General features: G+C 73.0%; 20 protein-coding genes. 14 read left to right on the forward strand and 6 right to left on the reverse strand.

The window, feature by feature from the left end; genetic code table 11:
* Positions 1-246: 246 nt before the first annotated feature.
* Positions 247-498: a Kazal-type serine protease inhibitor family protein gene (locus tag ACZ6SD_RS24775; RefSeq protein WP_465319374.1), complete on the forward strand. Its 252-nt coding sequence runs from the start codon at positions 247-249 to the stop codon at positions 496-498.
* Positions 499-501: 3 nt separating this feature from the next.
* On the opposite strand, the gene ACZ6SD_RS24780 is transcribed toward ACZ6SD_RS24775, so the two are convergent.
* Positions 502-1,149 carry a TVP38/TMEM64 family protein gene (locus ACZ6SD_RS24780; RefSeq protein WP_465319375.1) on the reverse strand — a complete coding sequence of 216 codons (648 nt, stop codon included), beginning with the start codon at positions 1,147-1,149 and terminating at the stop codon, positions 502-504.
* A gap of 117 nt (positions 1,150-1,266) precedes the next feature.
* Between ACZ6SD_RS24780 and purF the strand changes: the two genes are divergently transcribed.
* The 6 genes from purF (at position 1,267) to ACZ6SD_RS24810 (ending at position 7,092) form a co-directional block, all read left to right on the forward strand.
* A complete protein-coding gene (purF, locus tag ACZ6SD_RS24785; RefSeq protein ID WP_465319376.1) occupies positions 1,267-2,811 on the forward strand; it encodes an amidophosphoribosyltransferase in 1,545 nt (514 codons plus the stop codon).
* A gap of 21 nt (positions 2,812-2,832) precedes the next feature.
* A complete protein-coding gene (gene purM, locus ACZ6SD_RS24790) occupies positions 2,833-3,921 on the forward strand; it encodes a phosphoribosylformylglycinamidine cyclo-ligase (RefSeq protein WP_465319378.1) in 1,089 nt (362 codons plus the stop codon).
* A 54-nt stretch (positions 3,922-3,975) separates the two neighbouring features.
* Positions 3,976-4,485 carry a SigE family RNA polymerase sigma factor gene (locus ACZ6SD_RS24795; protein WP_465319379.1) on the forward strand — a complete coding sequence of 170 codons (510 nt, stop codon included), beginning with the start codon at positions 3,976-3,978 and terminating at the stop codon, positions 4,483-4,485.
* Positions 4,482-5,318, forward strand: coding sequence for a hypothetical protein (locus tag ACZ6SD_RS24800; protein ID WP_465319380.1), 837 nt, complete (start codon positions 4,482-4,484; stop codon positions 5,316-5,318). The genes ACZ6SD_RS24795 and ACZ6SD_RS24800 overlap by 4 nt, the downstream gene beginning before the upstream one ends.
* Before the next feature lie 42 nt (positions 5,319-5,360).
* Positions 5,361-5,789, forward strand: a complete 429-nt coding sequence (gene arfB / locus ACZ6SD_RS24805) for an alternative ribosome rescue aminoacyl-tRNA hydrolase ArfB (RefSeq protein ID WP_465319381.1) — start codon at positions 5,361-5,363, stop codon at positions 5,787-5,789.
* A gap of 178 nt (positions 5,790-5,967) precedes the next feature.
* On the forward strand, positions 5,968-7,092 hold the full coding sequence (locus tag ACZ6SD_RS24810) for an RES domain-containing protein (RefSeq protein ID WP_465319382.1): 1,125 nt from the start codon (positions 5,968-5,970) through the stop codon (positions 7,090-7,092).
* Positions 7,093-7,205: 113 nt separating this feature from the next.
* On the opposite strand, the gene ACZ6SD_RS24815 is transcribed toward ACZ6SD_RS24810, so the two are convergent.
* Positions 7,206-7,913, reverse strand: a complete 708-nt coding sequence (locus ACZ6SD_RS24815) for a helix-turn-helix transcriptional regulator (protein ID WP_465319383.1) — start codon at positions 7,911-7,913, stop codon at positions 7,206-7,208.
* A gap of 305 nt (positions 7,914-8,218) precedes the next feature.
* Here ACZ6SD_RS24815 and grpE point away from each other — a divergent pair, with 305 nt between their 5' ends.
* The 7 genes from grpE to ACZ6SD_RS24850 all read left to right on the forward strand — a co-directional run bounded on the left by grpE (position 8,219) and on the right by ACZ6SD_RS24850 (position 18,585).
* Positions 8,219-8,884, forward strand: coding sequence for a nucleotide exchange factor GrpE (gene grpE, locus ACZ6SD_RS24820; protein WP_465319384.1), 666 nt, complete (start codon positions 8,219-8,221; stop codon positions 8,882-8,884).
* Positions 8,877-10,547: an Hsp70 family protein gene (locus tag ACZ6SD_RS24825; RefSeq protein ID WP_465319385.1), complete on the forward strand. Its 1,671-nt coding sequence runs from the start codon at positions 8,877-8,879 to the stop codon at positions 10,545-10,547. Before grpE ends, ACZ6SD_RS24825 begins: the two co-directional genes overlap by 8 nt.
* Complete coding sequence (locus tag ACZ6SD_RS24830; RefSeq protein ID WP_465319386.1) at positions 10,547-13,195, forward strand: SaeA-related protein; 2,649 nt, start codon at positions 10,547-10,549, stop codon at positions 13,193-13,195. The genes ACZ6SD_RS24825 and ACZ6SD_RS24830 overlap by 1 nt, the downstream gene beginning before the upstream one ends.
* A complete protein-coding gene (locus ACZ6SD_RS24835; RefSeq protein ID WP_465319387.1) occupies positions 13,195-14,400 on the forward strand; it encodes a zinc ribbon domain-containing protein in 1,206 nt (401 codons plus the stop codon). The genes ACZ6SD_RS24830 and ACZ6SD_RS24835 overlap by 1 nt, the downstream gene beginning before the upstream one ends.
* 70 nt (positions 14,401-14,470) lie before the next feature.
* The gene (locus tag ACZ6SD_RS24840) at positions 14,471-16,876 is read left to right on the forward strand and encodes a GTPase-associated protein 1-related protein (protein WP_465319388.1); all 2,406 of its coding nucleotides are present in this window, start codon (positions 14,471-14,473) and stop codon (positions 16,874-16,876) included.
* 3 nt (positions 16,877-16,879) lie between these two features.
* Positions 16,880-18,454: a TRAFAC clade GTPase domain-containing protein gene (locus tag ACZ6SD_RS24845; RefSeq protein ID WP_465319389.1), complete on the forward strand. Its 1,575-nt coding sequence runs from the start codon at positions 16,880-16,882 to the stop codon at positions 18,452-18,454.
* Positions 18,451-18,585 (forward strand): hypothetical protein, encoded by a 135-nt coding sequence (locus tag ACZ6SD_RS24850; protein ID WP_465319390.1) that lies wholly within the window; start codon positions 18,451-18,453, stop codon positions 18,583-18,585. The genes ACZ6SD_RS24845 and ACZ6SD_RS24850 overlap by 4 nt, the downstream gene beginning before the upstream one ends.
* A gap of 12 nt (positions 18,586-18,597) precedes the next feature.
* Here ACZ6SD_RS24850 and ACZ6SD_RS24855 read toward each other — a convergent pair whose 3' ends face one another.
* The 4 genes from ACZ6SD_RS24855 to ACZ6SD_RS24870 are packed head-to-tail and all read right to left on the reverse strand — an operon-like array spanning position 18,598 to position 25,221.
* The gene (locus ACZ6SD_RS24855) at positions 18,598-19,248 is read right to left on the reverse strand and encodes an RES family NAD+ phosphorylase (protein WP_465319391.1); all 651 of its coding nucleotides are present in this window, start codon (positions 19,246-19,248) and stop codon (positions 18,598-18,600) included.
* 2 nt (positions 19,249-19,250) lie between these two features.
* Positions 19,251-19,916 carry a hypothetical protein gene (locus ACZ6SD_RS24860; RefSeq protein WP_465319392.1) on the reverse strand — a complete coding sequence of 222 codons (666 nt, stop codon included), beginning with the start codon at positions 19,914-19,916 and terminating at the stop codon, positions 19,251-19,253.
* Position 19,917: 1 nt separating this feature from the next.
* The gene (locus ACZ6SD_RS24865) at positions 19,918-21,513 is read right to left on the reverse strand and encodes an Hsp70 family protein (protein ID WP_465319393.1); all 1,596 of its coding nucleotides are present in this window, start codon (positions 21,511-21,513) and stop codon (positions 19,918-19,920) included.
* A gap of 15 nt (positions 21,514-21,528) precedes the next feature.
* On the reverse strand, positions 21,529-25,221 hold the full coding sequence (locus ACZ6SD_RS24870; protein ID WP_465319394.1) for a CHAT domain-containing protein: 3,693 nt from the start codon (positions 25,219-25,221) through the stop codon (positions 21,529-21,531).
* Between the last annotated feature and the right edge of the window lie 57 nt (positions 25,222-25,278).

Below are 25,278 nucleotides of genomic sequence, written 5' to 3' on the forward strand. Positions count from 1 at the left end.
GAAAAACTCAACGAACTCCTGATCAACCACGGTGTCGCACCCACCACCTGAGACCAAGGCCCCAAAGAAACCACTCCACCCCATCGAGCGGACCCACGAAAGCCGGGAACCACACCCCATCGAGCAGACAGCACCCAGCCGACCACCCACAAGGGTCACGGCACGTCCCTCAATAGGCTCACCACCGTTTAAACAAACCAAAGGCAGTGCTCTCCTGGAGAAGCGAATAGCTCTGGGGAGGCAACCATGTCCATACTCCGAACCCTGACCCTGTCACTGGCCGCGATCGCCGCACTGATGACCGCCCCCGCGACCGCCTCAGCAACGCCACCACAGCAATGCCCAGGATTCTGCCCAGCCGTCTACACCCCCGTATGCGGCATAGACCCGTCAGGCCACCAACGCACCTTCAACAACGAATGCGAACTCCGCCGCCACAACTGCCAGTACCACACTGCCTACGTCGTGCTGCACCAAGGCAAGTGCGTAGGCGACTGACCCTCACACCTCGACCAGGTCTGGCTGAGTGCGGCGGAGGACGAAAACCATCCCCGCGCCTCCCAGCAGCGCCAGCGCCCCGTAAATCGCGATCAACGACGGTGGTGTGGCGCCCGTCAGCGCGTCGCCGAGGATGACGGCGGCGGCTGTGCCGGGCAGGCTTCCGATGACGGTTCCCACCAGGAACGGTCGGAACGGGATGGTGGACAAGCCGCAGCAGTAGTTGACCGGGGCGAAGGGCACCACCGGGATCAGCCGCAGCGAGATCACGCCTGCCAAGCCGCCGCCGCTGAGTCGGCGGTTGACCGCGCGCACGGCAGCGCGTTCCAGATGCGGCTCCACCCAGCGCCTGCCCAGGCCCCTGACCAGGGTGAAGGTCAGGGTGGCCGCGAGCGCGGTGGCGAGCATGGCGATCAGGACGCCCGCGATCTCGCCGAGCAGGAGGCCTGCGGAGAGGTTGAAGACCGTGCGCGGGATCGGGGCCACTGTGAGCACGGAGTAGGCGAGCAGGAACAGCACCGGGGTGGCCCAGCCCGCGCCGTCCGCCCAGCCGCGGATTTCGGCTGGGGTGGGGAGCGGCACGAGGGAGCCCGCCACCACGAGGGCGGCGAGCAGCACGGTCACGGTGATCAGGGTGGCGCGGGCGGACACCCGGCACACGTTAGGCCCTGCGCGCACGTGACCGGGGCCACCTGGGGTTTGGCGTGGTCAGCCAGCCGAGCACCTACACTGGGCAGAGCCTCACTTCCGTCCACAGGGAGCGCTTCGGTGGTCACCGACCAGTTCAACACTGGCCCTTCCCAGTCCGATCTCCCCTCCGAGCAGCCGGAAGCCGAGCCGCGCGAAGAATGCGGCGTCTTCGGTGTCTGGGCCCCCGGTGAAGAAGTGGCCAAGCTCACGTATTACGGGCTGTACGCGCTTCAGCACCGTGGGCAGGAAGCGGCGGGCATCTCCGTCGCCGACGGCCACCAGATCGTCGTGTTCAAGGATCTCGGCCTGGTGAGCCAGGTGTTCGACGAGCAGGTGCTGTCCTCGCTGCGCGGGCACGTCGCCGTGGGGCACTGCCGGTACTCCACCACAGGGTCCACCACCTGGGAGAACGCGCAGCCCACGTTCCGGACCACGGCCACCGGCAGCGGCCTGTCCCTCGGGCACAACGGCAACCTGGTCAACACCGCCGAGTTGCGCGACCGGGCCGCCGAGCTGGGGATCAACACCCGCAACGGGGCCACCACCGACTCCGACCTGCTCACCGGGCTGCTCGCCGCGGGCGCCGCGGACAAGGGCATCGAGCAGGCCGCCCTCGAACTGCTGCCGACCGTGCGCGGCGCGTACTGCCTGACCTTCTCCGACGAGTCCACCCTCTACGCCGCCCGCGACCCGCACGGGGTGCGGCCGCTGGTGCTGGGGCGGCTGGAACGCGGTTGGGTCGTGGCCAGCGAGACCGCGGCCCTGGACATCGTGGGCGCGTCGTTCGTGCGCGAGGTCGAGCCGGGCGAGCTGATCGCCATCGACGCGGAGGGGCTGCGCTCGTCGCGGTTCGCCACCCCCGAGCCCAAGGGCTGCGTGTTCGAGTACGTCTACCTGGCCCGCCCCGACACCGCGATCGCGGGCCGGTCGGTGCACGCGGCCCGCGTCGAGATCGGCCGCAAGCTCGCCGCCGAGTTCCCCGCCGAGGCCGACCTGGTGATCCCGGTGCCCGAGTCCGGCACCCCGGCCGCCATCGGCTACGCCCAGGCCAGCGGCATCCCCTACGGCACGGCGCTGGTGAAGAACGCCTACGTGGGGCGCACCTTCATCCAGCCGTCGCAGACCATCCGCCAGCTCGGCATCCGGCTCAAGCTCAACCCGCTGCGCGACGTCATCCGCGGCAAGCGGCTCGTGGTCGTCGACGACTCCGTGGTGCGCGGCAACACCCAGCGCGCCCTGGTCCGGATGCTGCGCGAGGCGGGCGCGCTGGAGGTGCACGTGCGCATCGCGTCGCCGCCGGTGCGGTGGCCCTGCTTCTACGGCATCGACTTCGCCTCCCGCGCCGAGCTGATCGCCAACGGGCTCGACCTCGACGGCATCCGCCGCTCCATCGGCGCGGACAGCCTCGGCTACGTGTCGCTGGAAAGCCTGATCGCCGCCACCGAGCAGCCGCGCACCCGGCTGTGCTCGGCCTGCTTCGACGGCGAGTACCCGATTCCGCTGCCCGACGACGCGCTCATCGGCAAGCACCTGCTCGAAGGCATCGAGAAGGGTGTGACGGGGTCCGCCGCGCCAGTGCCCTCGGCCGGGTACGGTGCCGAAGACGCTTTGCGCCGACCCTGACCCTTCGACCTGATTAGAGCCATGACTGAGATCAGTTCCTCCGGGACCACCGTCAACGCCACCTACGCCGCGGCTGGGGTGAGCATCGAGGCGGGCGACGAGGCCGTCGAGAAGCTCAAGCCCTGGGCGGCGAAGGCGAACCGGCCCGAGGTGCTGGGCGGCATCGGCGGGTTCGCCGGGCTGTTCAAGCTGCGGCTCGACCGGTGGAAGGAGCCGGTGCTCGCCTCGTCCACCGACGGCGTCGGCACCAAGATCGCGGTGGCGCAAGCGCTTGACGTGCACGACACCGTGGGCATCGACCTGGTCGCCATGGTCGTGGACGACCTGGTGGTCTGCGGGGCGGAGCCGCTGTTCCTGCAGGACTACATCGCCGTTGGCAAGGTCCTGCCGGACCGGGTGGCCGCGCTGGTCAAGGGCATCTCGGAGGGCTGCGTCCAAGCGGGCTGCGCGCTGCTGGGCGGCGAGACCGCCGAGCACCCCGGCCTGATGTCCGACGGCGCCTACGACCTGTCCGCGACCGGGGTCGGCGTGGTCGAGGCGGACGCGGTGCTCGGCCCGGACCGGGTGCGCCCCGGCGACGTGCTCATCGCCATGGCGTCCTCCGGGTTGCACTCCAACGGGTACTCCCTGGCCCGGCACGTGCTGCTGCAGATCGGCCGCATCCCGCTGTCCGGGCACGTCGAGGAGTTCGGCCGCACCCTGGGCGAGGAGATGCTGGAGCCGACCCGCATCTACGCCAAGGACTGCCTCGCCCTGATCGCCGAGACCGAGGTGCGCACGTTCGCGCACATCACCGGCGGCGGCCTGGCCGCGAACCTGGCCCGGGTCATCCCCGATGGCCTGCGCGCCACCATCGACCGGGGCACCTGGACGCCGCAGCCGGTGTTCTCGCTGATCGCCCAGCGCGGCCGGGTCGACCGGCTGGAGATGGAGCGCACGTTCAACATGGGCGTGGGCATGGTCGCGGTCGTCGCCCCCGAGGACGTCGACCGGGCGTTGGCCGTCCTCACCGCCCGGCACGTGCCGTCGTGGATTCTCGGCGAGGTCCGGCCCAGCGCCGACGCCGACGCGCCGCGCGCCGAGCTGCACGGAGACCATCCTCGGTTCTGACGGCAACCTCCCCCGGGGCTGGGCCGTACTAACGGCTGAGGTGAGGGGGGACCAGTGCCGGATCGGGACGCGGAGTTCGGGGAGTACCTGGACAGCCGGGCCGTCGTCATGCGCAGAACCGCCTTCTTGCTCAGTGGTGGGGACTGGCATCGCGCGGAGGACCTGGTGCAGACAACGCTCGCGAAGATCTACGTGGCCTGGCCGCGGCTGAACCGCGACGGCAGTGTGGACGCTTACGCCCGCAAAGTGATGGTGCGGACGGCCATCGATGACTCCCGGCGCGCTTTCCGAAGACGGGAAAGCGTGGTCGAGAGCCTGCCGGAAATCGGTGTCGCCCCGGCCGGAGTGGACGACGCGGTGGACGTCCGGCGCGCGCTCGCGCGGCTGCCCGCCGGACAGCGCGCGGTCGTGGTGCTGCGCTACTGGGAAGACCTCTCGGTCGCCGAGACAGCGCAACTGCTCGGCAAGAGCGAAGGCACGATCAAGAGCCAGGCGTCCAAGGGTCTCGCCGCCCTGCGCGAGCTGCTGGCCGGTGGGCGCGTCCTGTTCGAGGGCCAACGATGACCGATGACGTGCGTGACCTGCTCGCGCTGGCCGTCCGGGACGAGCCAGCGCTGACCCTGGACCGGGACGCTGTCCTCGCCGACGGGCGCCGCGCGCTGCGCCGCCGCCGCACGGCCGCGGTGGGCGGGGTGGCCGCGGTGGTCGCCGGCGCCGTGATCGGCACGACCGCGCTCACCGGCGGCGCGTTCAACCGCTCCGACATGATCCAGCCCGCCGCGCCGGTGTCCACGACCGACCGGCCCCGCGCGCCCGCCCCGCCGACCGGCCCGTCGGTGACCACGACCACCAGTGCGCCGCTGTCGTCGGCGCCGGTGTCGTCGAACCCGCTGCCGCCGCGGACCACGGCCACAGCGAAGCACCTGGACGACCTGGCCCGCATTGAGGACATGATGCACGCGGAGAACCTCGCCTGGCCCGCGGGGGTCTCGGGCAAACGGGAGGCGGGCGGCGGGTACACCTCCACCACGAGCGGTGTGCTGACGGCCCGGTTGCGAACGGACGAGGGTGACCGGTGGTTCACCATCGACGCGTACCGGACCGGGTCCCGTATCCCGCCGACAATCCGGTGTGTGAGCGCGCAGGACGGCGAGCCGCTGCCCAACTGCCAGGAGTCACGCGGCCCGGACGGCTCGATTCGGCGGGTCAGCATCGAATACCCGACGAAGCCGCAGTCCCCCATGATCGTCATGGTGACCGTCGAGCGGGTCGACGGCACCACGGTCGAGGTCCTGGACACCGCGGGCATCGGCCCGGAATGGCGCTCGGCGAAGGCCCTGCCGACTGACTTCCTGTTCGCCGTGGCCGCGCTCAAGGGCTTGGCCGTCGCCCGGTAAACCGCGTCGCTTTCTCCTCGGCCGGTGCGGCATCCTGGACCGGTGCCCGACGAGCTGGTGGTGTCCCGAACGCTGGTGATTCCGGCGACCGAGCTGCGTGAGCGGTTCTCCCGGTCGTCCGGTCCCGGCGGCCAGGGCGTGAACACCGCCGACAGCCGAGTGGAGCTGTCTTTCGACGTCGCGAACTCTCCCTCGATCCCGGCGCACCTGCGTCCCCGCATGCTGACCCGCCTAGCCAACCGCCTGGTTGACGGCGTGGTCACCGTCGCGGCCAGCGAACACCGCGCCCAGCTGGCCAACCGCGCCGCCGCCCGCGAACGGCTGACCGCTCTCCTCCGGCAAGCCGCGGAACCACCCCCACCGGCCCGCAGGGACACCAAACCCTCCCGCGGCTCCCGCGAACGCAGGCTGACGGACAAGAAACGCCGCGCCCAGACCAAACAGTCCCGCCGCACTCACCACGACGACTGACTCCCGTTCGGCGGCGCAGCAGCCCCTGCCTGCCGCCGGTTGGGGGCGCCACCCGTCGACCGGCACGCTACCCGGCGAGCGCACCCGCCCGCGCCCGGCGAGATCCTGGCAGGTTCCTCTCGTAACGCCAGCACGGCCCTCGGGCGCACGCCAGACTGGCAGGGGCAGAGGAGGCGGTGTGTCCGGTCGGCGGTGGCGGCCCGTGCGGGTCCTGATTTCCGCGGGAAGCCTGCTGTGGCGGGTGCACCCGCGCGAGCAGGGTGGCGAGGAGTTCGCCACGTCGCGGGGGCGGTTCGACAGTGGAGAAAACTGGCTCTACGCCTCGGAAACCGCGGTCACCGCGCTCGCCGAGAAGTTCTTCCCGCACACCCCTCGCAACGTCGGCGGGATGTTGACGGTGCGCCGCCGGGAGGTGGCGGGGATGCGGGTGTCGGCGCTGCGGGTGAGCCGGGACATCGCGGTGGTGTCGCTGCTGTCCGACCGCGATCTCGCCGCGGCGGGGGTGGATTCGGTCGCGGTCACCGATGGGCCGGAAGGGTTCGTCGGCAGCCGCGAGCACGCCGCCGCGCTGCGCCGGGACCTGCCGGAGATCGCGGGCATCGCCTGGCCGTCCACCGAGAACCTCCCGGAGCGGACCTTCGTGCTGTTCGGCGACCGGGTTCCGGCGGGCGGGTTGCTGCCGGTGCCCGAACTCGGCCGCGACCTTGACGACCAGGCGGGAGCCGGGTGGCTCAATGAGACGCTGGCGCCGCTGCGGGCCCGGGTCGCCGTGCCGAAGGACGAGCAGCCGTTGGTGTTCGTGAACTACCGCAGCTCCGACGCGCACGCCGCGGCCGTGCTGCTCGACCGGGAGTTGACCGCCCGGCTGGGGCCGGACGCGGTGTTCCGGGACACCCGCTCCATGACGGCAGGCACGGTGTATCCCTCGCACCTGATGGCGAAAGTGCGGGCCGCCGAGGTGTTGCTCGTCGTCGTCGGGCCGAGGTGGGAAACGGCGCTCGACGCCGAAACCGGGAAACCGCACCTGCACGACCCGCGCGACTGGGTGCGGGTCGAAATCGAGATCGCGCTGGCGGGCCGGACGAAAATCATTCCGGTGTTGGCGGGGGCGCGGGGGAAGCTGGCCGTGGAGATGCTGCCGCCGAGTCTCGCCGCGCTGGCGGATCGGCAATTCGCGCAGTTGCAGCACGGGTTCGCCGAATACGCCGAAAGCTCGGTGACGACCGTGGTCGACCACATTCTCCACACCACACCGGCGCTCGCCGCGGCCGCGCGCGCCTGGGCACGGAAGTCCGCCGGATGACCGGCCGCCGCGCGCGCTTGGACACGGAAGCCGGCTGGGTGATCGGGGCGGATTCGGGTGCGTTTCACGGCGGTCACGCCTGCGGGGAGTGGCTGGTTCGCTGGGGGCTCGGGTCAGATCCAGCCGCGCTTCGCCGCCGCTACCCCCGCGGCGAACCGGCTGTCCACGCCCAGCGCCCCGTAGATCGCCTTCACGTGCCTGCGGACGGTGGTGGTGCTCATGTTCAGCCTGCGGGCGATCGTGTCGTCGCTGCCGATCACCATCAGTTCGAGGACTTGCCGTCGGACGGGGGTGAGGACTTCGGCGGTGCGGTCAGCCAGGTTGACCGTGAGGGTCGCCGGGTCGGACCAGAGCAGGTCGAACCAGTCGGCGAGCATCGACAGCAGGGGTTCGGACCGCACCAGCAGGGCGGTGTCGCCGGAGCGGTCGGTGCTGACCAGGGCGATCGAGTCGTCCACATGCAGCATCTGCACCGGCAGGGTCTGGCGCAGGCGGATCTCGCCCGCACCGACTGGGCCCGGGCCGCGCTGGCCGATCTGGTAGATCGTCTGGTACCGCGCGCCGCCCGAGGGCGCCAGGCCGCGGCGGGATTTGGGGCGCAGCGGGGAGCGGCCGGTCTCGGTGCCGCGGAAATGCCGTCGCGCGGCCGAGCGCAGCTCCGCGGCGCGGGTGGCGACCTCGGCCGGGTCGTCCAGGGCCAGCACGCCGTCGACCGCGGCCTGCCCCGCCGCCCGCAGCCGGTCCAAGCTCGCGCACACCTTCCGCTGCGCGGCCCACTGATCCGCGTCCGGGCCGACAGCGGCGGCGTGGATGTCGTCCAAGGCACTGCTCCTTTCGACGCGACGCGGTGAGAGGCCGCGTTCACCCTGGTATTCGGGGGTGGGGCGGACCAACGTGACAGTGGCAGCGGGATTCCGGGCCACGATACTTTTCCGCCTGGCCGGGAAATACCACAGGACGGGCCAGGATTGGAAGGAATCCGGCCGCTGCTGGCAGGTTGCCGCCATCGACAGGGGGCGGGGCTTGACTGTCCGCTACAACTAGGAAAGCTCTGCCACGCCCGTGGTGGCGAGTTCCCCCTTCGACGGCGGAAATCGAGAGGCCGGTGTCCGGAAAAGTGTCTGATGTGGACGGATCGACCGAAGTCGCGCCGCCCGGCTCGGCGCGCGAACCCGATTCCACAACCGACGACGGCGTGCGCGACCAAGCCGAAAACCAGCCGGACACCAGCGCCGACGACCAGGCGGGCGAGCAGGCCGAAGGCACGGCCGACGAACCGGCCGACACCTCTGCCGCCGATCTGGCCGACGCGCTCGCCGAGGCGGCCCGCGCCTACCACCTGCGCGCGGAGGCCAGAGAGCGCGTGATCGACAACCTGCACGCCGAGGTCGAGCGACTGCGGGTCGGCGAGCGGAACCTGCTGCTCCGGCCGGTGATCGTGGACCTGCAGAAACTCCGCGACGACCTCGCCCGCCAGGCCGCCGGGCTGCCCGAGCAGGTGACCCGCGCGCAGATGGCCGACCTGCTCGACTCGTTCGCGCTGACCGTCGAGCAGTCCCTCGAACGCTGCGGGACCGTGCCGGTGCGACCCGAGGTGGGCGACGCGTTCTCCGCCCGCGCGCACCGCGCGGTCAAGGTCGTCGCCGCCGCGTCGGCCGAAGAGGACGGCACGGTCGCCGCGGTCGTCGCCGATGGCTACCTCGACACCTCGACCGATCGCGTCACCACCCCGGCGCGGGTCCATGTGCGGCGCTGGACGCCGTCCGCCGAACCGGAGGACACCGATGTCTGAGACGAACCTGCGGGTGTTCGGCATTGACCTGGGCACCACCTACTCGGCCATCTCCTATGTGGACGAGACCGGCAGGCCCAGCGTGTGCCGCAACACCGAGAGCCTGGAGACCACCCCGTCCGTGGTGTTCTTCGAGAACGAGTCCAACGTGGTTGTCGGCTCGGTGGCGAAGAACTCTGCGGTGACCAACCCGGACCGGGTGGTGTCGCTGATCAAGCGGGAGATGGGCACGGACGCGCCGCGCATCTTCGACGGCAAGACGCACACCCCGGAGTCCATTTCCGCGCTGATCCTCAAGCAACTGGCCCAGGACGCGGCCGAGCACACCGGCGCGGAGGTCCGGCAGGTCGTGATCACCGTGCCCGCGTACTTCGGGATGCTGGAGCGGGACGCGACCAAGAACGCCGGGAAGATCGCCGGGCTGGACGTGATCGGCATCGTGCCCGAGCCGGTGGCCGCCGCGCTGCACTACGACGCGACCACCGAGGGCGGCGAGCGCACGATCCTGGTCTACGACCTGGGCGGCGGCACGTTCGACACCACGGTCATCCGGGTCGCGGAGAACGAGATCACCGTGCTGTGCACCGACGGCGACGACCACCTCGGCGGCGCGGACTGGGACGCGCGGCTGCGTGAGCACCTGCTGACCCAGTTCGCCCAGCAGGTGCCGCCGGAGGTCGACGTCGAGGACGACGAGGAGTTCCTGCAGGCGCTGGCGACGATCTCCGAGGAGACCAAGAAGCAGCTTTCCCGGCTGGAGTCGCGGCCGGTGGCGCTGCGCGGCGCTGGCGCGTCGGCGCGCATCGATGTCACCCGCGCCCAGTTCGAGGACCTGACCAAGGACCTGCTGGACAAGACGATCGACATCGTGCGGCGCACGCTGGCGATGCTGGCCGAGAAGAGTCCCGGCACGACGATCGATGACGTGCTGCTGGTCGGCGGCTCGTCGAGCATGCCCGCGGTGGCGCGGCGGCTGAGCGCGGAGTTCGGCTGGACGCCGAAGCTGCACGACCCGCACCTGGCCGTCACCAAGGGCGCCGCCCTGTTCGCGCTGGGCCGGGTCGTGCACCGCGAGGTGGACGAGGCGCGGGCGCAGGCGGGCAGCGCGGCGGAGGCGGAGACCCTGGTGGCCGAGGCGGTCGACACCGTCGCCGCGCGCACCGGCATCACCTCGGCCCGGTTGCAGGGCCTGGTGAAGGACACCCACAACGTGCTGCCGAAGGCGTTCGGCGTGAAGCTGATCGACACCACCTCGCCGGGGTGGCGCGACGAGCCGCCGCGCGAGTACGTCGAGCACCTGGTGCACGCCAACGACACGCTGCCCACCGACGACCGCACGCTGACCGCGTACACCGTCGAGCCGAACCAGACCGCGGTGGAGATCGAGCTCTACGAGCAGTCCGGGGTGGTCGCCGGGCGCGAGTTGAGCGAGAACAAGCCGCTCACCGAGGGCCGGGGCGCCATCGACGGCCTGCCGCCGCTACCGGAGGGCGCGCCGATCGACATCGTGATGCGGGTGGACGACGAGGGCCTGCTCGACCTGTCGGCCACCGAGCGCAGCACTGGCAAGACGTTGCGGATCCAGGTCCGGGTGAGCGTGCTCAGCGCCGAACAGGTCGAGGAGGCCACGCGCACGGTGTCCGGGTTGACGGTCACCGGCTGATGCCGCCGTTCGACCCGAGGGCCTACGAGGACGCGGTGGTCAAGCCGCTGCGTCGGCGCTCGGTGCGCGACCTGCCCGACGAGCTGGTGTCCCGGTACGCCGTCGACCTGGGCATGTCGGACGCGGAGATCGTCGCCCGGCTGGCCGAAGTCCGGTCGCACTGGAACAAGAGCGCCGCGTCGACCGGGAAAGCCGCTTCGGTCAAGGCGATCTACAAGGCGTTCCTGGCCGAGGACTTGGCGCTGCGCGGCGAGCACGGCGACCAGATGCACACCGTCGCCTGGTGGCGGGCGCGCGCGGCGGAGCGGGCCGGGGCGCGCCAAGGCGAGATCGACGCGCTCGCGGCGACGCTGCGGGCGCACTTCGGCGCGCTCGGCCTGGTCGCCGCCGGGCAGCTGGCCGCGACCATGCGGGCCACCTCGTCGTCGCTGGCGCCGGACGAGGTGGACCAGGCGCTGGCCGCGGCGAAGGTCCGGCGGGAAGTGCCGGTGGAGCTGCCGAAGACCAGCGGCTTGCAGGACACGGTGTACCGCACGCTGCGCGCCCGGCTCGGGGACGCGCGGGTCGGCAGCGTGGTCGAGCTGCTGCACGGGCCGCCCACCGACATGCGGCTCCTGCGGCCGGACCGCGTCGTGCCGGTGAACGGCCTGACCCCGGTCGCGGTCGCCGAGGCCGTCGACCGGGCGAACCGCCGGTCCGGCGAGCAGGCCGCCCGGGAGGCGCTGGGCATCCTCAACACCGCCGCCCGCGCCGGGGTCGACCTGCGCGCCCTGGCGCTGTTCCACCTGCTCGAAGACGTCCGGCAGGCCAGGGCGGACGGCGTGCCGGACGGGGTGCTAGTGCGGCGGCTGCGCGCGTCCGGGCTGGCCGACGACGAGGCGCGGCTGGCCGTGTTCAGCGTGCTGAACGAGACCGTGCGCGCGCCGGTCGGCGGGCCCGCCGGGGTCGCCGAGCTGCTCGCGGCGGGCAAGCTCATCGCGGCGCGGCAGGCGTTGGCCACGGTCACCGGGGACGACGCGGACGCGGCGGCGGCGCGCGCCGCCGTCGACCAGCAGGCCGAGCAGGTGCGGCGGTTGCGCGCGCTGGCCCAGGACGCGCTGGCCGCCGGAGACGAGGGCGCGGCGGCGCACCACCTGCGGCAGGCCGTCGCGCTCGCCGCGGACGACGACGAGTTGGCCGCGCAGGTCCTGCGCGTTCCGCCGCCGCCGGTGACCGAGGTGTCGGCGCGGGTCGACGGGCTCGGCGCGCGGGTGTCCTGGCGGGCGCCCGCGACGCACCCGGACGACACGGTCTACCGGGTGGTCCGCCAAGCGGGTCGAGCGCCCGGCGACCCGGAGGACGGCGCGGTGGTGCGGGAGGCCGCGGGCGGCTCGGTGTGCGTCGACGGCAAGGCCCCGGCGGGCGCGGTCGGCTACGCGGTGTTCGCGCGGGTCGCGGGCGGCGCGTGGTCGCGCGCGGCGACCGCGGTCGTGGACCTGCTGCCGACCGCGCACGACATCCAACTGTCCTCAGTGGACGGTAAGGTGGAGGCGCAGTGGCAGGTCCACCCGGACGCGGTGGCCGTCGAGGTGCGCCGCGACGGGTCCGACAACCCCGTGCGCTTGGGCGGCAAGACGTCGTTTGTCGACCGGCCGGGCAGCGGCGACCACGTCTACACCTTCGCCGTGGCCTACCGCGGCCCGGACGGCGCGCGGCGGTGGTCGGCGAAGACCACGGCTCGCGCTGGACATCGCGCCCGCGCACGGGCGGTGTCCGCGCTGCGGCTCACCGCGGTGCCCAGCGACGCGGGCGCCCGGGTGGCGATCACCTGGCGGCACGCGGAAGGCGTCGAGGTCACCGTGGTCCGCGCGGACCAGCCAGCGCCGTGGGCGTTCGGCGCGGTGGTGACCGCGGCGGCGGTGGCCGGGCACGGCGAGCCGGTGCGCGGCACGGTCGCCGACCGCGGCGAGTGGCGCACCCTCACCGCGGACGTGCCGGTCGGGCGGTTCTTCTACGTCCCGTTCACTCACGGCCCGGCGGGCATGATCCGCGGCCATGAGGACGTGTTGGGCGTCGCGCCGCCCGTCGCCGACCTGCGCTGCACACGGCTCGGGGCCGACGCCGTCGTGTCCTGGACGTGGCCCGCGGACACCGGGGCCGCGGACGTGCGGTGGACCGGCGGCTCCCGGCGGATCACCCGGCACGAGTACCAGAGCGAGGGCGGCTGCCGCATCCACTGTGGAACCGGCGCGGTCACGATCGCCGTGTCCGGGGTCGTCCCGACTCCCGGCGGCGACTCGGTGTCCACGCCGGTCGAACTCGTCCTCGACGCGCGCCCGCCCGCGGTCGCCTACACCGTCTCGCTGGCCCGCAGGCCGCTGGTCGGCGGCGGCACGGTCCGCGTCCGGCTGACCGCGGACCAGGAAATCCCCGACTGCACGGTCCTCGTCGTCGCCGCCCCCGGCCTGGTGATGCCGCTGCGCGCGGACCAGGGCCAGGTGCTGCTGCGGCGTACCCAGGACCTGCCCGCGGGTGATCCCGTGGAGCTGGTCGCCGACTTGCCCAAGCTGCGCAAGCCGTTCTGGGTCCGCTGTTTTCTCGACCATGACGTCCATGGCGTCGCCGCGCGCCTGGTCGACCCGCCCACTCGGCAGATGAAGGTGTCCTGATGCCGATAGTCGCCTGTCCCTACTGCTACCACCGCATCGACTCGAAGCAGCTGCTGTTCCAGTGCACCGGCCGCAGGGCGGCGGGCACCCGCGAGCGCTGCGTGAAGCGGCTTGACGAGGACCGCCGCAGGCTCACCGGCTACAGCGCCGACTCGTGGCCGACGTTCGCCGCCGAGAACCCGGGCCCTCTCGCGCCGTGCCCGAAGTGCCAGGTGGAGACCGGGGTGCGGGCGTGCCAGGTGTGCCACACGCCGCTGCCCGCGAACTTCGCCGACAGCCGGTCCCCGCTGATCGGCATCGTCGGCGGCAAGAACGCCGGGAAGACGGTCTACACGACCGTGCTGGCCCACGAGCTGCGGCACAAGATCCGCCGCCGGTTCAGCGCCGACATCTGGTTCGCGGGCGACCAGCAGGGCGGTGACGGCTCGGTCAGCGACTGGCTGGCCAAGTACGAGGCGGCCCTGTTCGAGGACAGCAAGCTGTTCGAGTCCACGATGAGCGCCGCCGACGGGATCAAGGTGCCGCTGGTGCTCCAGTGGCGGCAGGCGCGGCGCGGGGTCGGGACCTTCGGGCGGGAAGTCCTCAACACCACCACCCTGTCGTTCTACGACGCGGCGGGCGAGGACATGACGAGCCAGGAGTTCGTCAACGCGCAGGCCTACCTCGCCGCGGCGGATGGGCTGATCGTGCTGCTCGACCCGTTCCAGCTCGCGGGCGCGCGAGACCGGATCACCGTGCCGGACGCGGGCAGGCGCGACGCGGAGCAGCCGGTCAACGTGCTGCACCGGGTCACGGACCTGCTGCGGACCACGCACGGCGTGCGCGGGCGGGCCAAGATCGACGTGCCGCTGGCCGTGGTGTTCTCCAAGATCGACGCGTTCTACCCGATGCTGGGCGACGACCACCCGCTGCTGCGGCAGCCGCCGCAGGGCCCGCACTACGACGAGGCCGTCGGCCGTGACACCGACGACCACCTGCGCGCGCTGCTCGACGATCTCGGCGCGGACGACATCGACGCGCACTTGCGCGCGCACTACAAGCGGTTCCGCTACTTCGCGGTGTCCTCGCTGGGCGCCGAGCCGGACTACGACCGCAAGCTGCTCGGCGCGGGCGGGGTGCGGCCGTTCCGGGTGGACGAGCCGCTGCTGTGGCTGCTCAGCCTGTTCAAGATCATCAACAAGGTCGTGAGCAAGGCGGCGACATGAGCGAGCTCGCGAGCGAATCATCGACACAGGGCGCGGGCGCGCGGGGCTGCCGAACGAGTGAGGCAGCCCCATGACCGAGCCTGGGTTCCGGTCGCTCTATTACACCGATTGCCTTCCCGGGCAAGGGTTGCGCGGCGGCGCGGGCTTCCAGTTCCAGGCCGTGTCGCCGGGCGTGGAGCACGAGACGATGACCTTCGTCCAGCGGTCCTCGCTGTACGAGGCCCCGGTCGAGTGGATGCGCGCGCAGCGGCCCGTCGCCGACTACCCGCCGTCGCTGACCCACGTCCACGACGACGCGGCGGGCTATGTGACCGCCCGGGGCGTCTACCTCGGCGCCGAGGCGAACGGGGTGCGCGAGGGAAACCAGTTCACCCACGCGCTGGCCACCGGCGACGCCCGCGCCTACGGCCAGACCCGGCCCGCCCAGCTCTGGGACGCGCCGTGGTGGGTCGAGCGGCCCGCGCCGGGCACGGTGTGCGACCCGGTCGAGCCCGAGCCGGAGCCGGGACCGTGGGGGGTCGACGCGGTCCGGGAATGGGTGCTGGGGCGACCCGACGCGCAAGCGTGGCTGACCGCGGTGGCCTCGGCGTTCGACCGGCTCGACGGCGCGGACCGCAAGCGGGTGCTGTTCGTCGCCGCCGACCCGGCCGCGGTGCTGGGCTGGATCGCGGCGGGCACGCTGCTGCTGCCGCAGGAGCGCGCGCTGCGGGTCGGTTTCCGGGTGTACGCGACGAATCCGAACTTCAGCAGGCAGGACGTGCTGGCCGTGCACCCGGACTGGGCGGGCGCGCTGGGCGATCCCGCCCGCAACCGCGAGCACGTGGTGTTCAACCTCGACACCGGCGCGCGGTCTGAGGTCGAGCCGACCCCGGCCGCGCGGCACTGGGCGCCGCGGTTCCTGCGCGCGGACCCCTACGACCTGCTCGACGCCGTGGAGTTGGCGCACCAGTTCGCGGGCGAGCACCAGCCGACGGCGGCGGACCGGGTGGTCGCCGGGGTCGTCGTGCTCGGCGACGCGGTCGCCCCGGCCGAGACCGCCGCGCTGGCCGACTGGCTGGCCGCCCGGCCGTGGGTGTCCACAGAGGACGTCGCGGACCCGGTGGCGCGCATGGTGGTCGACGCGGGCCCGGATGTGGCCGGGTGGCGGGTGCTGGACGCGGCGATGGCCGCGCACCCGGACGGAGCGCTGGCCGAGCCGGTGCGGTTGGGCCTGCTGCGGGCGGAGTTGGCCGAGCTGCGCGCGGGCGGCGATCCAGCGACCGGGGCGCCCGCGCTGAGCGCCCGGCGGGCAGCGGGCGCGGTCGAGGTGATCGAAAGCGAGTTCGCCGTCGTCCCCGGGGCCCGCGGGGACGCGCTGCTGCGGCTGGCCGCCCGCTTCGGCCTCGCGCCGCGCCTGGACCGGGTGCGCGACGGCGTGCACCGGTTCGCCCAGTGGTGGGCCGATCACCCGGACGCCGCGGTCGAGCCGGACCGCTGGCCGCTGCGGGACGCGCTGGTCGACCAGTTGCGCGACGAGCTGGCGCTGCGGCTGACCGACGCCCGCGCCGCCGAGGTCGTCTCGGCGGTGCGCCGCACGTGGTGGCGGCTGCTGCTGCCGACCGCGACCGACCCGAGGATGCCGCTCGACGCGGTGGTCACCGCCGCCGCCTTCGCCGCGGGGGAGCGCGGGGTGGTGGCCGACGTCGTCGCCCGGGTGCGCGGGCTGCCGCAGCCGGAAGCCTCGGACGTGGCGTGGAAAGCGCTGTTCCAGCACGCGCGGCCCACCGCGGCCGACCTGGCCAAGTTCTTCGCCGGACTCCCGCTGGGCCGGATCGGGGAGGCCGCGGCGACCGGCGTGCACGACGCCCTCGCTGACACGGTGATCACGGCCCCCGAACTGGACTTGCTCGCGGTCCTCGCGGGCCACGGCTGGGAGCCCCGGCAGCCCGATCTGCGCCGCGTCCAGCACGACGACGGCGTGCTGCGGTCCTGGCTGGCCGCCCTGCCGAAGCTGCCCAAGGTCCCGGGCGCGGTGCTGGGCGATCTCGACCCGAAGGTGCTGGAGATCCGGGCCAGGACGCTGGCCGCCGCGCTCATCGACCGGCTGCCGCCCGCGACCGCGGCGGCCGTGCTCGACACCGCGACAGCCGGGCCGCAGGAGACGCTGCTCGACGCGCTGATGGCCACCTGGGGGCAACCGCGCACCGGCCCGCACGCGGTGGCGTTGAGCTACGTGTGCGCGATAGAGGGGACCGACCGCGCCGCCGATCGGTTCGAGGCCAAGGCCAAACCGTGGATTCGCGCCGCCGCGCCCGAAGCGCTCGCCGCCGTCGCGGCCGTCCTGACCGTCTGCGGCGGCGGCTGGGCCAAGCGGTGGCACGAATACGTGGCCGACGCGCGCGCGAGCCGCCGCAAGCACGCCAAACCCGCCCCGAAACCGGCCGCGGAGCAGAAGAAGCCCGGCCGGTTCTTCGGCCGGCGCGGCGACAGGAGCTGACCCGTGCAGATCATCGGCGCGCTTATCGGCCTGCTGTTCGTGCTCTGGCTCGCCGCGATGCTGCTCGGGTTCGCGATGGGCGTCGTGGTGACCATCGCGCCGGTTGTGTTCCTGGTGGGGATGTTGGCCGCGTTCGGGGTCGCGCTGATGGCGCTGGCGGGCGCGCGCGGGCGGCAGCCGCTCACCGTGGGGCCGGACGATGTGCGGGCGGGGCTGGGGAAAGTGCCCGTCGCGCCGCAGGCGGACCGCCCGGACCCGGCGTGGCCGGTGTACTTCGTCGGGCAGTGGCGGATCGACCTGGTCACCATGGGCGAGCAGACCTGGCGGGACCTGACCTGGGCGTGGCGGTGGCTGCGGGGCAAGCTGCGCTACCGCGGCGGCCCAGCCGCCGCGGTCGGCGTCGTGGCGTACCCGCTGCTGGTGATCGCCAGCGGCGGCGCGCTGCTGGGGCTCGGCCTGGTGCTGGTCCTGTGCGGGGCGCTGGTGGCCGTGGCCTGGCTGGGCTGGCTGCTGGTCGTCCTGGTCGCCGGGACGGTCGACCGGGCGGTGCGCGCGCTGCGCAAGGCGGAAAGCAGTTGCCCGACGTGCTTCCACGTCGCCAAGATCCCCGCGTTCCCCTGCGGGCACTGCGGTGAGACCCACTTCGACCTGCGTCCGGGCAAGCTCGGCGCGCTGTGGCGGCGGTGCGCGTGCGGCACCCGCCTGCCCACGACGGTGCTGCGCGCCGCGGCCAGGCTGACCGCGACCTGCCCTTCCTGCGCCGGTCCGCTGCGGCCCGGCGCTGGCGTGCTCACCGACCTGCGGCTCCCGGTGTTCGGCCCGGTGTCCGCTGGCAAGACGCGCTTGGTCTACGCGGCCATGCTCGCGTTGCGCGACCAGGCTTCCGCGCGCGGCGCTGCGCTCGACTTCGTCGACGACCACAGCCGCCAGGTGTTCGACCAGGGCACCGCCCTGATCACCAGCGGCGGCGACACTGTCAAAACTCCGGCTGGCGTGCCCTCGGCCGCGATCACCCTGCGGTTCACCCACGCCAAGCGCCGCGCCCTGCTGCACCTGTTCGACGCTCCCGGCGAGTCGTTCAGCGACCGCGACGAGAACACCGAACTGGAGTTCCTCGACCACGCGCAAGGCCTGGTGTTCGTCGTGGACCCGTTCTCCGTGCGCTGGGTGCGCGACCAGTTGACCGGCCCCAACGACAAACACCTGATCCGCGCCAACCCGGCCCACGACGACCCGGAACAGACCTACCACCTGACCGTCCGCCGCCTGCGGGACTTCCGCGTCGACACCCGCAAACGTCGGTTGGCCGTGGTCGTGGTCAAGGCCGACCTGCTGGACGACCTACCGGCGGGCGAGGGACTGCGCCCCGGCCGCGTGAAGCGCTGGTTGGAGGACGCGGGCCTGGACAACCTGGTCCTGGCCGCCGAACGCGACTTCGCCGAAGCCCGCTTCTTCGTGGTGGCGTCCCTGCCCGACCGGGGCACCCCCCGCTCCCCCGCGACCCCCTTCGCCTGGCTGATGGCCCGCTCCGGCTTCCCACTGCTCCCGGTGGACGACCCCGCAGAGGAGAACGTGTGAGTCCCGCCCCGATCCCACCCCCGCCAGGCACCACCGGATACCGCTGGGTGCTGTTCGGCGTCGTCGTGGTGCTCGCCATCCTGTTCGTGCTGGTGACCGGCTACGTCGTGGTCGACATCGTCACCCCGTGACAGCCCGACCCGTCACCGCGCGCGCGGCGGCGTCACCCGGGCCCCATACGCCACGAGCAGCGCGTTCAGCCACAGCGCGCCGCACTCGTCGTCAAGATCGAGCCCGAACACCGGGTCCGGCTCGAACACCGAGCCATCCACCCGGTCGCCGAACAGCACGACCAGACGGCCAGGCGCGCGCCGAGGCGGCCACAGCAGGCCGTGCGCGGTCGGGGCCTGCGCACGCAGCCAACTCGCCCACCGCCGCAGGCGCGGCGAATCACTTTCCGCGCTGACCACTAGCCAGGCGTTCTGGCCCACGGCGGCGAGGTCGGCCCCATCGCACAGGCTGACCAGGTCCAGTTCGCGGACAGTGCTCAGAGCGCTGATCCGCCTCCCCGCCACCGCGACCCGCCGAACCGTCCGGAATGCCTTGTCATCGAACGGAACCCCGTGCAGCAGGGTTTCCGCGATGATCGCCGACGCGTCGGTTCCGCCGCGGTGGGTGGGATACCGGTCGTGCGGGGCGCCCTCGAACCGCGCCCCCGTGTGCCGTTGCGCGGGCGGGCTGAAGTCCGCGGGCCGCTGCTTCTTCCCGTGCACGCGCCAGAGAACGCTGTCCGCTGGCAGCAGATGCCTGCGCGGCGTGCCGGTGTACGCGGCGGGCGGGTCGTGGTCGGGCACCGTCAAACCTCCGCTCGTTCGCCATGGGCGACGTCGATCAGCAGTTGGGCGTCGACCTCGCTCAGCAGGGTGGCCGGTGGCGCGGGCAGCCAGGCGTTCGCGCCGAGCCACCAGTCCGCCGCGCCCCACGGGTCGCCCGCAGCGTCGAGGATGCGGTTGACCGCCAGCACGGTGTCCAGCGGCGTCCCATCCGCGTCGAACTGGAACGCGGGCCACTGCCCGGAGCCATCGGGACGCTCCAGCCGGATCAGGTCGGCCGGGTCGATCGCGGGGTCGAGCGCGGCGTCCTCGACGGCGTCGGCGGCGAGCAGCCACGCCGTCGCGCCCGCCGCCACCTCGGCCACGGTCGGCGGCGGGTCCGGCAGCAGCGCCCGCAGGTCCGCGCCGAGCTCAAGGGACTCGCGCAGCCGGGCCGGGTCGGCGAACAGGTTCCCGGCGAGCCGGTGCTCGGTGTGCCCGAGCGCGACGCGGAACGGGTGGTCGCGGTCGAGGGCGTCGCCGAGCAGCAGCGCGATGTCCTCGCCCGCGGCGGCCTGGTCGTCGGGCAGTGCGGCCCGGGTGTAGGTCTCGACGTGCTCGGTCAGCTCGGCGAACCGCTCGTCGTCAAGCCGGTCACGCAGGTCGGCCCAGGTGTCGACCAGCGTCCGCAGCGCCCGGTGCAGTCCCATGTCAGCCGCTCACCTCGTGCCGCGCGATGCCCGCCCGCGCCTTGTCGACCGCGGCCTGGTCCCAGCCGCCGAGCCGCAGCTCGAACTGGACCCGCGCGCCGGAGTCCGGTTCGACGGCGGTCACGGTGAGCGTGCCGGTCTCGGACATGGCGAAGGTGACGTCGAAAGTCGTCCCCGCTGGCCGTGGCGGCAGCCGGGTGAGCAGGCCGCTGCCCACTTTCGCGTTGTCCTCCACCGCTTCGGACAGCTCCGGCCCGACCTGCTCCCACACCTCGATCTCGACCATCCGCTGGTTGCGGACCGACGTGGCGAACGGAAACGGCCCGCTGTCCGCGGGCAGCGCGGTGTTGGCGTGCAGCAGGTGCGCGATCATCTGCCGGGCGCGCAGCGGGTCGGTCAGCGCCAGCGGGTCGCGCGCGTCGATGGCCTTGACGCCGAACGAGCGCGGCACCACCGTGCGCACCTTCTTAGCCGCCAGCCCGGCGGCCCGCTCGGCGCTGATCCCGAGCCGTTCGCCCGCGGTCGCGCTGTCGAACCGCTTGGCCACCGCGTACAGCGCCGCCCCTTTGGCCACGGCGAGGTCCGGTTCGATCATCCGGGGCTTGGTGTCGAACCGCTGCGCCAGCCGCTCGCGCACCGCGGGCGTCCGGCTCATCCCGCCGACCAGCAGCACCTCGTCGAAACTGGTCACACCCTTGGCCGCGGCCTCGGTGACGGCCCGCTCGACCACGGTCATCATGCGCGCCAGCAACGGTTCGGTCAGCTCCGCCAACTTGGCCCGGGTCAGCTCGACCGTGGCCGACGCGCCGCGGAACCGGAGCGTGACCGAGCGGGAGTCGCGCCCGCTCAACGCGATCTTGGTTTCCTCCGCGAGGCCGATCAGCTCGTCCTGGAACAGCGCGTCCGCGGTCGGGTCAAGGCGCGGGTGGCGCGCGGTGAACTCGGCGACGAGGTGGTCGGCGATCGCGGTGTCCCAGTCGGCCCCGCCGAGCGCGGTGTCGCCCTCGGTGCAGACGGTGGTCACCTCGTCGCCGGACACGCTGAGCACACTGGTGTCGAAGGTGCCGCCGCCGAGGTCGCACACCAGCAGGGTGCGCGCCCCGGCGAGCGCGTCGAGTTCCTGGTAGTACAGGGCCGCGGCCACCGGCTCGGCCAGCACGTCGAGCACGGTCAGGCCCGCGATCTCGCCCGCGCGCAGCGTCGCCGCCCGCTGGGCGACGCCGAAGTCCGCGGGCACGGTGATCACCACGTCGCGCACGTCGAGCCCGGCGCCGTCCCGGGCGGCGCGGACGAGTTCGCGCAGCACCAGCGCGGAAAGCTCCTCCGGCTGGTATTCGCGGTCGTGGTAGACGCGCGGCGTGTGGTCCGGGTCGCCCATGTCGCGCTTGAACAGCTTGGCGACCAGGTGCGGCGCGAGCACCGCGGCGTTCTTCGCCGTCGCGCCGACCGTGGCCTGTTCCGGCCGCTCGAAGTAGATCACCGACGGCATGGTGTCCTGGCCCGCGGCGGTGGCAACCATGACCGGTTTGCCCGCTGTGTCCACATAGGACAAACAGGAGTGGGTGGTGCCCAGGTCGATGCCGAACGTCGTTTCCACGTGCTGCCTTTCTCCTCAGCGGCCCTGGTAGGTGAACGCGGCCCACGCGGCGACGTCGGTCGGGTCGCAGTGCGGCAGCTCCTCGGCGAGCTTCGGGTTCATCGTCGGCGGCACCCGGCGCGCGGCGTCGAGCAGCCACAGTTGCGCCGCCCGCAGCGCGGTCGCCGGATCGTCGTAGCCGCGGTTGAGGTAGTGGTGGAACATCGTCATCAGCAGCGCGGTCGGCACGTCCGGCACCGGCCACCGGGAGCCGACCACCCCGGCGGCGCCCGCGGCCAGGAACGTGCTCGCCAGGCTCAGCGGCTCGTCATGCCCCACGTGCCCGGTCACGTCGCTCGCGCACGCCGCCAGCACCACCAGCGCCCCGGGCGCGTCGGCGGGCCGGTCCCGCGCGTCGGCGATCAGATCGCGCACCCGCAGCGCGCTCTGACCGCCAAGCTCCACATAGGACTCAACCGGCGGCACGGCCTGGTGCGCGTGGCAGCCGAAGTGCACCAGCGACGGCCCCGGCGAGCGCAGCACCTCCCGCACCACCTTCGCCACGGCTTTGCGCGGATGCCGCCGCCGGTCCCGGCCGCCCAGGTAGACCCCGTGCGGGTAGAAGTTCGCGTGCAGCGTCTCGGTTTCCTGCGACGACCAGAACAGCCGCGACGACGCGACCCGCACCACCGCGGGCGCCTCGGTCCAGTCCCGCGCGCCCCGCGCCGCCGCCGCGACGAACTGCCGCGCCGACGCGGCGTAGGAGATCACCGCGTCCTCGCAGGCGTAGCGGTGCCCGCCGGTCACCCGCCGCCGCGCCGCGTGCCAGGGCACCGACGCCAGCGCCCCCACCGGAACCAGCACCAGCCGCTGCTGTCGCACCCCGGAGCCCACCAGGTCGGCCATCGCCGCGGGCCACGCCCAGTCGGCGAGCGCGGCAACCGCGGCCCGCAACGGCCCGGCGTCCTCGGCCGGGTTGGCGTACAGCGGCGCCAGGGCCGCCTCGAACGCGGCCACCAGCGGCTCGTGGCCGCGCGCGGAAATCGGGACGGCGGTGACGGTCTCGTTCCGGTGCACCAGAACGGCGGTCGCGTCGACCCGCTCTCCCGCTGGGAGAAGGTAGACCAGCGCGTCGCACCCGGACCGGTCCAGCGCGGCGGCGATCTCGGCGATCGTGGGCGCGGAGAACAGCTTCTCCCGCTCCGGCGTCCCGGCCAGCGCCACCAGCACCTCCCGCCGCAGGTCGCTCGGCACCCGGGCGGGCGCGATCGGGTCCGCACTGTCCGAAAAGGACTCCGCCCAGCGCGCGGCCAAGTCGTGCTCACCGCGGGCGCGGAGCAGATCGGGCACGTCCCGCTCGGAGCTCGCCGCGTGCAGGGCCATCGCCCGCCCGATTTCCAGCGCCAGCACCGTTTCCGGCAGCCGCTCGGCCGCCAGCCCCCACCGGGCGACCTCGACCGCTTCCCCGGTGGCCCGGACCGCCTTGTTCCACGCGTACCGCGTGTCGCTCTGCAACAGGACGTCGGCCGACCGCTCGGCCAGCGCCTCCAACCCCACCGCGACCGCCCGCTCCCGGTCGCGGAGCGCGGCGTCCGCGCGCTGGAAGTAGCTGTCGCCGAGCGCCTTGAGCACATCACCGCCGTGCCAGACTCCCGGCTCGGCGCGAATCAGCCGCCGCGCCTGCTCGTACCGGTGAATCGCCAACGACAGGTCATCGCGCCGCCCGGTCAGCGCGTGCCGCATCCCCAGCGTGTTCCCGCTCATCTCCAAGACCTCGATGCGCTGCTGCGGCCGGAGATCCACGTTCTCGGCGAGCGGCCCCAGCAACGCCACCGCCTGGTCGATCAACCGCCGGTCACGGGTCATCATTCCCTTGCCCGACAACGCCAGCGCCTGCCGCGTGGTGTGCACGTAGTGCCGCATCGCCGGGGGCATCCCCGGGTCGGGGGGACGCGCCAGCATCGCCTCGACGCCCGCGAGGTACGCGGTCATATCGGCCTGGCGTGGGTCGAATCCGCCGCGCAGCGCGGCCATCGTGCGGACGGTCTCCAGGGCCTCTTCGATCGTTTGCCCGGCCGGGGTGTCCGGCCCCGCCTGGTCGCGCAGGGCAACCAGGTCGTCGAGCGCTCCGCTGATCGCGGCCGGGTCCGTCATGACCGGTTCCCGCGTCCAGCGCGCCGCCACGGACAGCATGGGCAGGATGCCGTTCACCAGTTCCGCCGCGGCCCGTCCGCGTGGACCGAGATCGGTGGTGTCCACCGGGATTTCCGGCGGCGTGGCGAGTTCGACGGCCCGGTCCCGCTGTTCGAGGTTCTGGCCGTGCATGTTCTTGAGCAGCAGCAGCGAGCCGATCGCCGGGTCGATGAACGCACGGAGGCTGTGCTCGGCGGGCAACTGGGCGGCGGCCTCGCTCAGCAGCGTGGCCAGTTCACTCACCCGGGTGGTGTCTCCCGCGCTGATGTCGACCAGCCCGTCGGCCATCGCCGCGATGATCCGCGCTTTCGCGTCCGCGTCCGCACCGGCCCGTTCGTCGGCGGCCGCGGCGAGCAGGGCGTCCCGCGCGGCGGCCACTTCTTCGGGGGTGCCGTTGAGACTCGCGGTTTGCAACGCGGTCAGCGCCCGCCGCAGCGCCACCTCGCCCCGGGCCTCGTCGTCGGCGGGCAGCCGGGCCAGCAGCGCGTCCAGCGCCGAGATCTCGGCCTCGGTCTCGTCGTTGCCCTCCGCCGAGCCCGCGCTCGCCACCATCTTGGTGACCGTCCGCAGCAGCTCCGTGCCGCGCGGAAGCCGGTCGGCGACCGCGGTCGTGGCGCGCAGCACCTCGGCGAACGCGTTCGCGGGCACCTTGCCCCCGGACTCCTGGAAGGTCAGCAGCAGGGCCAGGACGGAGCGCATGGCGGCGCGTTCGGGCTCGGACAGATTCTCGTCGGTCTCCACCTCGGCGATTCCCGCGCGGACCAGGTCGGGTGAGACGTGCTCCAGCGGGTTGTCGCCGTGCCGGATGGCGTTGAGCAACGCGCGCGACGCCACGGGCACGGCGTGCCCCTGGGCGGCCAGGTCGCCGAGCCAGTCGTCCAGCGCGCCCGCGTGCTTCTGGACGTTGTCGGCGTCCTGGCCGCGCGAGGCCAACTCGAAGCCGACCAGCGCCCGGATAGGCCGAAGCCGCTCGTTCAGCGCGGGGTCGTCCAAGGCCAGCAGGGCGTCCAGTTCGGCGACGACGGCGGCGCCTTCGTCGCGGTCGATGGTCTCGTTGGCGCTGGTGAGGAAGAAGCACATCGCTCGCGCCGTGGTCGACCAGAGCCTGTTGGCCAGGACCAACTCCGCCAGGTCCGGGTCGATGCCGGAGCGGCCGATGGCGAGTTCGGCCAGGGCTTCGGCGAACTCGGCGATCTGGTCGGCGCCTCTCGGCTGCGCGATGGCCCACCGGGTGAGGGCGACCCCGAGGTCGTGGCCGATGGCCCAGCGGTCTTCGTCGTCGGCGGGCCAGGTGTCCCGGGCGGCGCGCAGCAGGGTGACGGCGGTGTCGAGGTCGGTGAGATCGTTCCCCTCGACGCGCAGCAGCAGGGCGGCGCCGAGCCGGTGGCGCAGCACCGGAAGGCGTTCGTCGGCCGGGTCCGCCAGGTCCAACGCCGCGAACCCGGACTCGATCGCGGCGACCGGCTCGACCGCCAGCGCCTCGACGGCGGCGGCCACCGGGTCGACGGGTTCGGCGGGGGCGCTGTCACCCGCCATCGCCGCACCTCACCCCCACGATCACTTCGGGGACCGAGCATATCGGCGGTGACCGGT

The sequence above is a fragment of the Actinokineospora sp. NPDC051303 genome (genome assembly GCF_055586285.1).

What these genes read in the sequence shown, in the direction of transcription:
- ACZ6SD_RS24775 (WP_465319374.1), top strand. Translation starts at nt 247, where the DNA reads ATGTCCATACTCCGAACCCTGACCCTGTCACTGGCCGCGATCGCCGCA.
- purM (WP_465319378.1), top strand. Translation starts at nt 2,833, where the DNA reads ATGACTGAGATCAGTTCCTCCGGGACCACCGTCAACGCCACCTACGCC.
- ACZ6SD_RS24800 (WP_465319380.1), top strand. Translation starts at nt 4,482, where the DNA reads ATGACCGATGACGTGCGTGACCTGCTCGCGCTGGCCGTCCGGGACGAG.
- ACZ6SD_RS24825 (WP_465319385.1), top strand. Translation starts at nt 8,877, where the DNA reads ATGTCTGAGACGAACCTGCGGGTGTTCGGCATTGACCTGGGCACCACC.
- ACZ6SD_RS24830 (WP_465319386.1), top strand. Translation starts at nt 10,547, where the DNA reads ATGCCGCCGTTCGACCCGAGGGCCTACGAGGACGCGGTGGTCAAGCCG.
- ACZ6SD_RS24835 (WP_465319387.1), top strand. Translation starts at nt 13,195, where the DNA reads ATGCCGATAGTCGCCTGTCCCTACTGCTACCACCGCATCGACTCGAAG.
- ACZ6SD_RS24840 (WP_465319388.1), top strand. Translation starts at nt 14,471, where the DNA reads ATGACCGAGCCTGGGTTCCGGTCGCTCTATTACACCGATTGCCTTCCC.
- ACZ6SD_RS24860 (WP_465319392.1), bottom strand. Translation starts at nt 19,916, where the DNA reads ATGGGACTGCACCGGGCGCTGCGGACGCTGGTCGACACCTGGGCCGAC.
- ACZ6SD_RS24870 (WP_465319394.1), bottom strand. Translation starts at nt 25,221, where the DNA reads ATGGCGGGTGACAGCGCCCCCGCCGAACCCGTCGACCCGGTGGCCGCC.